10 protein-coding genes and 1 pseudogene are annotated in these 12,006 nt (G+C 41.1%); 1 reads left to right on the top strand and 10 read right to left on the bottom strand.

The genetic code is table 11. The features are described 5' to 3' along the window. Positions 1–45: 45 nt before the first annotated feature. The 10 genes from C8D76_RS08570 to C8D76_RS08525 all read right to left on the bottom strand — a co-directional run bounded on the left by C8D76_RS08570 (position 46) and on the right by C8D76_RS08525 (position 11,832). Positions 46–1,422, bottom strand: a complete 1,377-nt coding sequence (locus C8D76_RS08570; protein WP_116632368.1) for an L-serine ammonia-lyase — start codon at positions 1,420–1,422, stop codon at positions 46–48. A gap of 52 nt (positions 1,423–1,474) precedes the next feature. Continuing rightward, positions 1,475–2,743, bottom strand: a complete 1,269-nt coding sequence (locus C8D76_RS08565) for an HAAAP family serine/threonine permease (RefSeq protein WP_116632367.1) — start codon at positions 2,741–2,743, stop codon at positions 1,475–1,477. Between the two features lie 335 nt (positions 2,744–3,078). Continuing rightward, a complete protein-coding gene (gene hemW / locus C8D76_RS08560) occupies positions 3,079–4,233 on the bottom strand; it encodes a radical SAM family heme chaperone HemW (RefSeq protein ID WP_116632396.1) in 1,155 nt (384 codons plus the stop codon). Between the two features lie 225 nt (positions 4,234–4,458). Continuing rightward, a complete protein-coding gene (gene rdgB, locus C8D76_RS08555) occupies positions 4,459–5,052 on the bottom strand; it encodes an RdgB/HAM1 family non-canonical purine NTP pyrophosphatase (protein WP_116632366.1) in 594 nt (197 codons plus the stop codon). Positions 5,053–5,135: 83 nt separating this feature from the next. Then, positions 5,136–5,468 carry a ComEA family DNA-binding protein gene (locus tag C8D76_RS08550; RefSeq protein ID WP_207775015.1) on the bottom strand — a complete coding sequence of 111 codons (333 nt, stop codon included), beginning with the start codon at positions 5,466–5,468 and terminating at the stop codon, positions 5,136–5,138. A 290-nt stretch (positions 5,469–5,758) separates the two neighbouring features. Then, a complete protein-coding gene (ispH, locus tag C8D76_RS08545) occupies positions 5,759–6,703 on the bottom strand; it encodes a 4-hydroxy-3-methylbut-2-enyl diphosphate reductase (protein ID WP_116632365.1) in 945 nt (314 codons plus the stop codon). Beyond that, complete coding sequence (gene lspA / locus C8D76_RS08540) at positions 6,700–7,188, bottom strand: signal peptidase II (protein ID WP_116632364.1); 489 nt, start codon at positions 7,186–7,188, stop codon at positions 6,700–6,702. Before lspA ends, ispH begins: the two co-directional genes overlap by 4 nt. A gap of 178 nt (positions 7,189–7,366) precedes the next feature. Further along, positions 7,367–10,171 carry an isoleucine--tRNA ligase gene (ileS, locus tag C8D76_RS08535; RefSeq protein WP_116632363.1) on the bottom strand — a complete coding sequence of 935 codons (2,805 nt, stop codon included), beginning with the start codon at positions 10,169–10,171 and terminating at the stop codon, positions 7,367–7,369. Positions 10,172–10,198: 27 nt separating this feature from the next. Further along, positions 10,199–11,149 (bottom strand): bifunctional riboflavin kinase/FAD synthetase, encoded by a 951-nt coding sequence (ribF, locus tag C8D76_RS08530; protein WP_116632362.1) that lies wholly within the window; start codon positions 11,147–11,149, stop codon positions 10,199–10,201. Positions 11,150–11,412: 263 nt separating this feature from the next. Then, positions 11,413–11,832, bottom strand: coding sequence for a DoxX family protein (locus C8D76_RS08525; RefSeq protein ID WP_116632361.1), 420 nt, complete (start codon positions 11,830–11,832; stop codon positions 11,413–11,415). A 73-nt stretch (positions 11,833–11,905) separates the two neighbouring features. Here C8D76_RS08525 and C8D76_RS08520 point away from each other — a divergent pair. Beyond that, a pseudogene (locus tag C8D76_RS08520) lies at positions 11,906–12,006 on the top strand (IS1595 family transposase); the annotation flags it as partial.

Below are 12,006 nucleotides of genomic sequence, written 5' to 3'. Positions count from 1 at the left end.
AGCCAGAATTTTCGTTCTGGCTTATGGGCAATACTCAACTGGGGATTAGCTACAAGTCACCTTAATAGCAAGACCGCCTTGTGAAGTCTCACGGTATTTTGTGTTCATATCTTTACCCGTTTCATACATGGTTTCAATCACTTTGTCTAAAGACACACGCGGGCTAGATGTGCGGCGCAGTGCCATACGGCTAGCATTAATAGATTTAACGGCAGCAAGGGCATTACGTTCAATACAAGGCACTTGTACTTGCCCTGCAACAGGATCACAAGTTAATCCTAAATTGTGTTCCATTGCGATTTCAGCGGCAATACATACCTGTGATGGACTACCCCCCATAATTTCTGTTAAGCCAGCCGCTGCCATAGAACAAGCCACCCCAACTTCGCCTTGACAGCCTACTTCCGCACCAGAAATAGACGCATTCATTTTATACAATGAACCAATCATGCCGCAGGTTAACAAATAACACTCAATGATTTCTGGCTCTAATGGGGCAATAAATTTTTCATAATATGCCAAAACAGCAGGCACAATGCCACAAGCACCATTGGTTGGCGCGGTAACAACTCGTCCACCAGAGGCATTTTCTTCACTCACTGCAAGCGCAAATAAATTCACCCAGTCAATAATCCCCATTGGATCATTCGACAAGTTATGTTGTGATTGCAACATACGGTATAAATTCGGCGCGCGGCGTGGCACTTTAAGTGGCCCCGGCAAAACACCTTCCGTTTTGATGCCATTGCGAATACACTCGCTCATCGTTTTCCAAATAGAGGCTAAATAGGCTTCCGTTTCTTCTTTACCATGCAATACTTTTTCATTTTCTAGCATGACTGATGAAAATGGCAGTGCATTTTCTTCGCAATAATGCAAAATATCTTCAGAGCTTTTATACGGAAATGGAATTTTCTCATCGGCGCTTTCTGCTTGTTCAGTTGAAGCATTCAGCTCTTCTTCTGTCGAAATAAAGCCACCGCCAATAGAATAATAGGTTTGTGCGTAGAGCAAGGTGTCATGATGAAATGCCTGAATACGCATACCATTTTCATGCAGCGGCAAAAAGTCTGAATGGAAAATCAGATCCTTATCAAAATCAAATGCGGCTGTTACCGCGCCTTCGGCTAAAGGCAAAAGTGCGGTCGATTTTACTTGAGAAATAAAGGTCGGAATATTTTTAATATCCACATTATGCGGCAGAAAACCTGCTAACCCCATAATAATGGCAATATCCGTATTGTGTCCACGCCCTGTCATGGATAATGAACCATACACATCCACTTGGATATGATTGGTTTGGGTTAATAAATCGCGTTCGATTAAATCGTTCACAAATTGTTTGCCTGCACGCATCGGCCCAACCGTATGCGAGCTTGAAGGTCCAATGCCAATTTTGAACATATCAAATACACTAATCATATAATCTCACTTAAAAACTGAGACGAACCCTGTGTCCGTCTCCTATGAATGGTTAAAATAAACCGTAAACCACCGCTGAAATAGCAATTAATCCCATTACCGTCACAAACACATTACTCAGTTTACCTTGATAACGTTTCATTGCGGGTACTTTAGCAATGGCGTACATTGGCATAATGAACAAGATCATCGCAATAATCGGGCCGCCTAAGGACTCAATTAAGCCTAAAATACTTGGATTAATAATTGCCACTGCCCAAAGTGTCACGAGAAAAAATACTGCCGCGCCATAATTTAATTTGCGTGGTGGAATCGGCGTTTTGTCTTGACGCAATTTTAAGAATAACCCTTCTAAACCTTCTTTAGCACCAAGATAATGCCCGAAGAACGAACTAGTGATCGCTAAGAACGCCACAAGTGGTCCAAAGTATGAAATATACGGATTATCAAACTTATTGGCTAAGAACGATAAAATGCTGATATTTTGTGTTTTAGCTGCGGCTAATTCTTCTGGTGAAAGGGTTAATACGCAGCTAAAGACAAACAACATGACGAAACATAATAACACAGTTGAGGTGCCTTTTAATGTGCGACTCACATGTTTTTCTGTGCGTTCAAATTCTTGATATTCACGTTGTTGTGATAAGCTGAAAGCTGAAATTTCTGGCGAATGGTTAAATGAGAACACCAAAACTGGAATGGTGATCCATAATGTTTTTAAGCATTCTGAGAAGGTTGGATACTCTGAAAGTGATGCTGTATTCCATTCAGGAATTAAATAAATTGATAGCACAAAAAGAATGCAAACTAAGGGATAAACCAAATATTCGGTGATTTTTAACATCACTTTTTCACTGAGCAACATTACGCCAATAAGCGATGCAATCAATACCAAAGACAAAATCGCGCGGTTTGGTGATGCCATACCCAATTGGTTCACAATAAAGGAATCCACGGTGTTAGTAATCCCGTTTCCATAAATTAACAGGATTGGGAAAATCGCAAAAAAGTATAATAAGGTAATCAAAATCCCGGCTTTGCGTCCAAAATGCTCCTCCACCACATCGGTAATATTGCTCCCTGGTTTACTTGATGAAAGCACGAAACGAGCCAACCCACGGTGCGCCAAATAAGTCATCGGCATAATAATGATTGCCATAACCACTAATGGCCAAAAGCCGCCCATACCCGCATTGATTGGTAAGAAAAGCACGCCCGCACCAACAGCCGTACCAAATAAATTGAACACCCAAGTGATGTCAAATTTATTCCATTTATTATCATTAGAATTGGAAAGTGTAGAATGAGAATTGGCAGACATAAGATTCTCCAAAGTTAAAAAATAAAATTGTTGAAAACCACATTAAAGCATCAAAATACGAAACCGACAGTTTTCAAGATCAAGTTTAAGGGCTTAGAAATTAACTTTAGACGAATAAATTGCTCACTTGCACCGAAAATAAGGCGCAAAAAAGACGGGTCAGCAAGTTTTCTTGCTGTCCTAAATGAAAAAATCAAACAAATAATAAAATCTTTTCGTTTAGCTTAATTCGTCTTAAAGCACACAAAATATGCAATAAAAAATCTAAGCCTTTCACTTTGGGCGGCATATTAATCGCAGAAATCAGAAATAGCAAATATAAAAAGTAATCAAATTTAATCTGGTAGGAAAATTTCTAATAATTCATTTAAGAATAATTTGCCATGTTCGGTGATTTGCCACTGAGAATCTGTTTCTAAAATATAATTTTGCTCAACCGCAAAATCTATTTGTTTTTTGACCGCACTTATTGAAATACCCGTAAATTGCTCAAATTCTCTTTTCGGCACGGCTTCAAGTAAACGGAAACGATTCATAAAAAACTCAAAAGCGCGGTCATTTTCTGGCACATTTTTTTGTTCATAAAGATATTCACCGCGCAAATAACCTTTGGGGTGTTTCGTTTTTGAATAACGAATAATATCGCCCTGTTCAAAACTCATTTTTCCGTGCGCGCCGCAACCTATGGCAAGATAATCACCAAAGCGCCAATAATTTAAATTATGCTGACATTGAAAACCTGCCTTTGCATAAGCGGAAGTTTCATATTGCTGATAACCCGCGTCAGTCAGCAGTTTATGCCCTTGTTCAAAAATCGCCCAAAGTTCATCGTCATCGGGCAATTTCGGTGGACGATAGGCAAACATCGTGTTCGGCTCAATAGTGAGCTGATACCAAGACAAATGCGGCGGTTCAAGAGCGATGGCTTGGCGTAAATCATCAAGGGCTTGTTCAAGGGTTTGATTAGGCAGCCCATGCATAAGATCTAAATTGAAACTTTTCAGCCCAGAAACTCGCGCAATTTCCACCGCACTTTTGGCTTCTTGCGCATTATGAATGCGCCCAAGCGACTGTAATTTTTCATCTGAAAAACTTTGAATGCCCATAGAAATGCGCGTTACCCCAGCTTCCACATAGCCATGAAAACGTTCGGCTTCTACGGTGCCGGGATTGGCTTCCATTGTGATTTCAATGTGCGGTGAAAATTCGACCAGTTTTTGAATTTCAGCTAATAAAAAACCAATGCCTTGAGCCGAAAATAAACTTGGCGTACCACCCCCAATAAAAATGGAATGCAATGGCCGCTGTTGTATCGAATCCTTAAAACGCAGTAGATCGACTTTCAGATCGGCAATTAAATGTTGAAGATAGGCTTGTTCGGGAATGTCACCCTTTTGCCCGTGAGAATTAAAATCGCAATAAGGGCATTTTTGTACACACCAAGGAATGTGCACATATAAACTTAACGGCGGGAGCGTGAGTTTAGCCATTAATGCACCATACATTAACGCACCATAATAGCTGGGCTTGGGTTGTTGTCATTAACATTTTACTTTCCTAAAAATAAACGCACAAAGTGCAGTCTAAAATTTTCTTTTTTCTGACCGCACTTTGGCTTAAATTTAAAAGCTATTTTCTTTCATTAAGAATTATAGAGTAGCTAAAATCATCGCAGACTAGCCGTAAAAAATATGAAGAAAATAGTCGGACCCAAATTAAGCGCCTAATTTCGCTTTTAATACTTTTAATGCTCGTGCGCGGTGAGAGATTTTTTTCTTCTCAACCGTTTCAAGTTCTGCAAAGGTGCAGCCCGTGTCATCGCTTAAAAATAGGCTGTCGTAGCCAAAACCATTTTCCCCTTTTTCTGCAAAAATAATCGAGCCATGGCATTCGCCTTCAGCAATAACAGGGGTTGGATCGGTTTCATGTTGCAATAACACAATGCAACTGACAAATTTTGCTTGGCGTTTTTCTGCAGAAACAGTAGCCAGTTCACGCAATAATTTTTGGCGATTGGCTGCGTCGTCGCCGTCAACACCTGCATAACGTGCGGAATACAAACCCGGTGCGCCATTTAAAGCGTCAACCGATAAGCCGCTGTCATCGGCAATTGCAGGCAATCCAGACAGTTTCGCCGCATGGCGCGCTTTCAATAATGCGTTTTCTACAAAGGTTAAGCCTGTTTCTTCAGGGCTTTCAATGCCGAGTTCTGTTTGCGCCACCACTTCAAAACCGAAGTCTGCAAGCACATCTGACATTTCTTTTACTTTGCCTTTATTTCCTGTTGCCAATACAATTTTTTGTTTCATCGCAAAGATCCTTATTTTAATTAGATGCGATATTATAACAAAAAAGCGGCATATTCCTATGCCGCGATTGGGTCTCAATGATTTTAAAAAGCAAGACGATCTTTGTTTTTTTCTAAAGTGGCTTTGCCAATGCCTTGCACTTCTAGCAATTGTTCCACCGCGGTGAAATTGCCATGTTTTTCACGATACTGCACAATCGCCTCTGCTTTTTTGGCACCAATACCAATTAATTTGCTTTGAATCTCAGCCGCATCGGCGTTATTGATATTCACTTTGTCATTGGCTGGCAAGGGTTGTGAATTCTCCGCAATTTTTTGTTGCTGCAGCGTATTTTGTTCCGCTGCCGTGCTTTGCTCCGCTACCACATTTTGCTCCTGCGCCGTATTTTGCTTCGCTACTGTACTTTGCTCCGCTATTGTACTTTGCTTTGCAAGGGCTTTCACTTCTGGGGTTGAATTCGCCAAGGCGGTGGCGCTAAATACTGTGGTTAGAGATAATGTGGCGAGGGCGACCAGTGCTGTCAGTTGTTTTTTCATAGTTTCTCCTTAATCCTAATTATGCTGTTGAGAATGTTCAACGGGCCTACTTTCATAGAATAAGGAAAAACTCGCAATAAATTGACCGCACTTTTGGAATGAAGATCACGAAAATACTTCAAGTGCGGTCAAAAATTCAAGAATTTTAAGGTTAGCCAATATGCCGTTGGCTATGATACATCACGAATTCGCAATTCTTTTGGCACTTCAAAAAACATATTTTCTTCTACGCCCTGCAAATTTTCGACATCATTTGCGCCGAGTTCTTTTAAACGGGCAATAACCGACTGAACCAACACTTCAGGCGCTGAGGCCCCGGCGGTTAAGCCAATGGTACCCACATTTTCTAGCCAATTTGGCTCAATATCTTCTGCGCCATCAATCAAGCGCGCTTGCACGCCCATGCGTGTTGCCAATTCGGCTAAACGATTGGAATTTGAGGAATTTTTTGAGCCAACCACCAAAACTAAATCCGATTGTTTGGCTAATTCACGCACAGCCTGCTGGCGATTCGTGGTGGCGTAGCAAATATCATTTTTGCGCGGGCCTTGAATATTGGGATATTTCACTTTTAACGCTTCGATAGCTTCCGCGGTGTCGTCTAAAGACAAGGTTGTTTGCGTCATAAAGGTCAAATCGGCATCATCTTTAATGTTTAAGTTCACGATATCTTCTACACTATCCACCAGAAAAATGCCGCCTTCTGGGTTGTCATATTGCCCCATCGTTCCTTGCACTTCAGGGTGCCCTGCGTGACCAATCAAAATTGCTTTGGTGCCTTTTCGGCTTGCACGCGCAACTTGCATATGCACTTTTGTTACCAAAGGGCAAGTGGCATCAAACACCTTGAGATGACGGCGTTTGGCTTCTTGGCGAACCGCTTGTGATACGCCATGTGCAGAAAAAATCACGATAGCGCCATCTGGCACTTCATCTAATTCTTCCACAAAAATTGCACCGCGCTCACGCAATCCATTGACCACAAAACGGTTATGCACCACTTCGTGGCGTACATAAATTGGTGCGCCGTGAATTTCTAAGGCGAGTTCAACAATGCTAATGGCGCGATCTACGCCCGCACAAAAACCACGTGGATTAGCTAAAATAATTTTCATGCTTTTTTCTTCTCTGGATTTTTAAATGCGTCTAATGCCAATAATCCTGCGCCAACGCAGATCATAATATCGGCGACATTAAAGACGGGATAATGCCAAGTTTTCCAATAAAAATCGAAGAAATCGACCACAAAACCGTGATAAATACGATCCACCATATTGGCTAGTGCCCCGCCAATAATCAACGCATAAGCCGAATTTTGTAGTTTTCGATTGGCTGGATTTTTCGCTAAAAAGCACACTAAAATCGCCGAAATCACGACTGCTAGAATAATAAAGAAATATTTCTGCCAGCCGTCATGATCCGCTAAAAAACTGAACGCTGCACCATAATTACGCACATAGGTCAAATTGAAAACGGGTAATACATTGACGCTTTCATACAGTTCAAAATTCTGTACCACAATATATTTAGTGAGCAAATCTAAGCAAAAAGCGACCGCACTTAGCCAGAGAAATGAAAGTCCTGATTTTTTATTTTCCATAAATTCCTTGTCTGCCAAGCCTAGAATTCGCCTGACAGTGAGCTGCCTTTTAGTATAAAAAGCATCAAAATAGGGTGCAAATATTAAGAGCCGCAAAGCAGCTCAGTTTTAAATTCCCACACAAAACGTATGAGGCATGAAAAATACGGCCATTTCTGACCGCACTTTTTCATTTTAATTAAGCAAAGTGACGCACTTCCCCATTGCCGTTGACATTTTCTTCACAGCGAGAACAAAGTGAATATTCATCTTTGCTGTCAGAATAATGCCAGCAACGTGGACATTTGTGATTTGCTGAACGAATCGCTTTAATCGCTAAGCCTTTTAATTCGCTTTCAGCCACATCTGCTTGCGCCAATGGTTTAACTTCTGCTTTTGAAGTGATTAATACAAAACGTAGCTCATCTTTTAATTTGTTGAGCAAGTTTAAGTATTCATCATTTGCATAAAGTGTCACTTCCGCTTCTAAAGCACCGCCGATGACTTTGTCGTTGCGAGCCTGTTCTAACACTCGGTTGACTTCAGCACGCAATGTGAGAATTTGTTGCCAGTAAGCATCGTCTAATTCTTCATTGCTATCTAAAGCAAATAAGCCTTCATAGAATTCTTCTGTGAACACAAATTCTGCACGCTCGCCTGGTAAGTAGCCCCAGATTTCATCTGCGGTGAATGAAAGAATTGGTGCCATCCAACGCACTAAGGCTTCAGCGATATGCCACAACGCCGTTTGGCAGCTGCGGCGCGCAAGGCTGTCCGCTTTGGTGGTATATTGACGGTCTTTGATAATATCTAAGTAAAATGAGCCCATTTCGATTGAGCAGAATTTCATTAAACGCTGTACCACAGTGTGGAATTGATAATTATCATAGGCGTCTTTAATTTCAGCTTGTGCTTGGTAAGCACAGTCTACAGCCCAACGATCAAGAGAAATCATTTCTTCAGGTTTTACCAGATCACGTTTTGGATCAAAACCGTTTAGGTTAGCCAATAAGAAACGCGCGGTGTTACGGATACGGCGATAAGAATCTGCTGCCCGTTTTAAAATTTCATCGGAAACGGTCATTTCGCCCGTGTAATCCGTTGACGCCACCCAAAGGCGCAAAATATCGCCACCAAATTTATCCATCACTTCTTGCGGGGTGACGATGTTGCCGATAGATTTCGACATTTTACGCCCTTGACCATCGACAGTGAAACCGTGGGTTAGCACTTGTTTGTACGGCGCTTTGTTATCGGTTGCGGTGGAAAGCATTAATGAAGACATAAACCAGCCACGATGTTGGTCTGAACCTTCAAGATACATATCCGCTTCTTTGCCGTTAAATTCTGGGCGAGATTTCACCACAGAATAGTAGGTCGATCCAGAATCGAACCATACATCTAGGGTATCTGGCACTTTGTTATAATGCGCGGCATCGTCACCTAAAATATCTTTAGGATCAAGATCCCACCAAGCTTGAATGCCTTTTTGTTCCACTAATTTCGCGACTTCTTCAATAAGCTCTACCGTGCGCGGATGAAGTTGTTCTGTTTCATTATGGATAAATAATGCAACAGGCACGCCCCATGTACGCTGACGCGAAATACACCAGTCTGGGCGGTTTTCTACCATTTTTTCAATGCGCGCCTGACCCCAATCTGGAATCCAACGCACTTGTTTGATTTCACTTAATGCTTGTTGGCGCAAGCCTTGCGTTTCCATACCGATAAACCATTGTGGTGTCGCACGGAAAATAATAGGTGTTTTATGGCGCCAGCAATGTGGATAGCTGTGGCGGATTTTTTCTAATTTAAGTAAAGCGCCTACTTCTTCTAATTTTTCTAGCACTTTGCCATTTGACTCAAACACGCCAAGACCAGCAAAGAACGGTGCTGATGAGACAAATTTACCATCGTTGCCGATAAGCCCCGCCATACCAATATTATATTTGCGCGAAACCACATAGTCGTCTTGACCATGGTCTGGCGCAGTATGCACTAAACCTGTACCACCATCTAAGGTAACGTGATCGCCTAAAATCAATGGTACGGTGTAATCATAGAATGGGTGGTTAAATTGTAATAATTCAAGACTTTCGCCCTTGGCTGAGCCTAACACTTTCCAGCTTTCTACGCCAACTGCTTTCGCCACGGATTCAACTAATTCTGCGGCTAAAATCACACGTTCATCGCCAAATTGAACAATTTGATATTCAAAGTCTGCATTAACTGAAATAGCTTTGTTTGACGGCAATGTCCAAGGGGTGGTTGTCCAAATAATCGCGGAAAGTTTGCCAACGCCTTTTTCCGTTAAATTAAATAATTTTTCCACCGCACTTTCGTCATTCGCAGCAAAGCGCACATAAATGGAAGGCGAAGTTTTATCTTCATATTCCACTTCAGCTTCAGCAAGTGAAGAAGCGCAATCTAAACACCAATGCACTGGTTTTGAGCCTTTGTATAAATGCCCGTTTTCAACCGCTTTACCAAAAGCACGAATAATATTCGCTTCGGTATCAAAATCCATGGTTAGATAAGGTTTATCCCAATCGCCCAATACGCCTAAACGAATGAAATCTTTTTTCTGCCCTTCCACTTGCTCACGAGCATATTTACGGCATTCTTCACGGAATTCCGCAGCAGAAACTTTTTGATTAGGTTTACCCACTAAGCCTTCAACTTTTAATTCGATCGGCAAGCCGTGGCAATCCCAACCTGGAATATACGGGCTATCAAAACCGAGCGCAGTTTTCGACTTGATAATAATATCTTTTAAAATTTTATTGACGGCGTGACCAATGTGAATGCTGCCATTTGCATAAGGAGGGCCATCATGCAAAATAAAAGATTTTTTGCCTTTTGAAGATTGACGAATTTTTTGGTAAAGATTTTTGTCATACCAATTCTTTAGCATCGCAGGTTCGCGCTTGGCTAAATCCCCACGCATTGGAAAACCTGTTTCTGGCAGGTTTAATGTGTTTTTGTAATCAATTTTTTCAGACATTTTTTGTACCGTTATCAATAAAATATGTTACGAATTAAAATAATTTTTTGCGACCTGTGCATCTTGCTGAATTTGCACTCTTAACGCTTCAATGGACGGGAATTTCATTTCATTGCGAATTTTTTTACAAAATTCAACCTCAATCGTCTGCCCGTATAAATTATCATTAAAATCAAAGAGATGCACTTCTAATAACTGTTTCACCCCATTGACAGTAGGGCGCTGCCCAATATTAGCGACGCCTGTAAAAAACTCACCGCATTTGCACCGCACTTTTACTGCATATACGCCACTAATTGGGTTCACTTGGCGATGCAAACGAATATTGGCAGTCGGGAAACCTAGGGTACGCCCTAGCTTTTGCCCATGGACAACTTTGCCTAAAATACAATACGGGCGACCAAGCAGACTTTCAGCTAGCTGAAAATTATCCTGTGCTAATGCGCTGCGAATGGCTGTGCTACTAATGCGCTGCTCTTCTAAGCGAAAAGTGCGGTTATCTTCCACTACAAAACCAAACTGCTTTCCCGCTTGACGCAATAAGGCAAAATTCCCTTGTCTATCTGCCCCAAAACGAAAATCATCGCCAATGCTTAAGAATTTCACTTGTAATTTATTTACCAGCCAATCTTGCATAAACTGTTTGGCAGATAACATAGCAAAAGTGCGGTCAAATTTCACACAAATTACCGCGTCCACACCATGCTGTGCCAATGCCTGTAATTTATCACGCAACCGCATTAATCGAGCGGGTGCTTTTTCGCCTTGAAAATACTCACGGGGCTGCGGTTCGAATAACATCACAACCATTGGGAGATTTAAACTATCTGCTTTAAGGCGCAAATGCTTCAATACTGCTTGATGTCCAAGATGCACACCATCAAAATTTCCAATAGTTAATGCACAACCGTTGCTAAAATTGCCTCGTTCGCTCACTGATTTTAAATGAAAATTGTGCATTCCTCGAATGAGTTGCATTCGATATTTGTCCTATAGCTAAGCAGAAAGTTAAAAATACGGTCTATTATACGCATAAATCAGCGAAGATTAAAGACACGGAGAACAAGATTGCCACCAGTCCTATGCAGTATATCGCATAATTAATCATTCCTAGCTTAGTTGCCAAATATAAAAATACCCTAGACTATAAGAATAAGTTTAGGGTATTGATTTTTCAGTAGTTTTCTACACAAGTCTATGTTTCTACATAAGCTATGCAGTCAATAAACTTTGGGTGAAAATTAATCAGCTTTTAACGCATATTTTCCAGAACCTAGCAACATAATGGCTAAGAAACCAGTAAAGAAGGTAGCAATTGCCTCAACTGACCATGCTCCTACTTTGGTTAAAGTGAAGAAATCGTGACTATGCATTAAGACAACGATCACTGCACAAGAAATCAGGCTCACAAAGGCACTTAGACGGGTAAATATCCCCAATATAATTAAAATAGGCGCAATAATTTCGCCTAAATATGCAGCATGAGCCAAAAATCCAGGTAGTCCTAATTCAATAAACTTTCCTGCAACAAAGTCTACCCCACCAATCAGCTTATGAATGCCGTGTAACATAAACATTCCCGCAAATGCTAGGCGTAAAATTAATTTAGCCAGTTCAGGAGCATCCACAATCTGATTAAATCTATTAATAAAATATGTCATATTGATTTCCTCATTTATAAGTATAAAAATTAAGGGGGCTGACGTAGATTAGGTACTATGCTAATCTACAAAAATGAAGATAACTCATTGTAAACTAAAGAAATCTATACAGAGAAAATTACTTGAATTTTTTGTGCTAGAAGTCACGGCTCGCTCAGCTGCAGATTTACTTGG

This window comes from Alitibacter langaaensis DSM 22999 (assembly GCF_003096995.1).
GTDB classification, from domain to species: Bacteria; Pseudomonadota; Gammaproteobacteria; order Enterobacterales; family Pasteurellaceae; genus Exercitatus; species Exercitatus langaaensis.
Note: the sequence above shows the minus strand (reverse complement) of the source record. Positions and strands in the feature narration are given on the sequence as shown.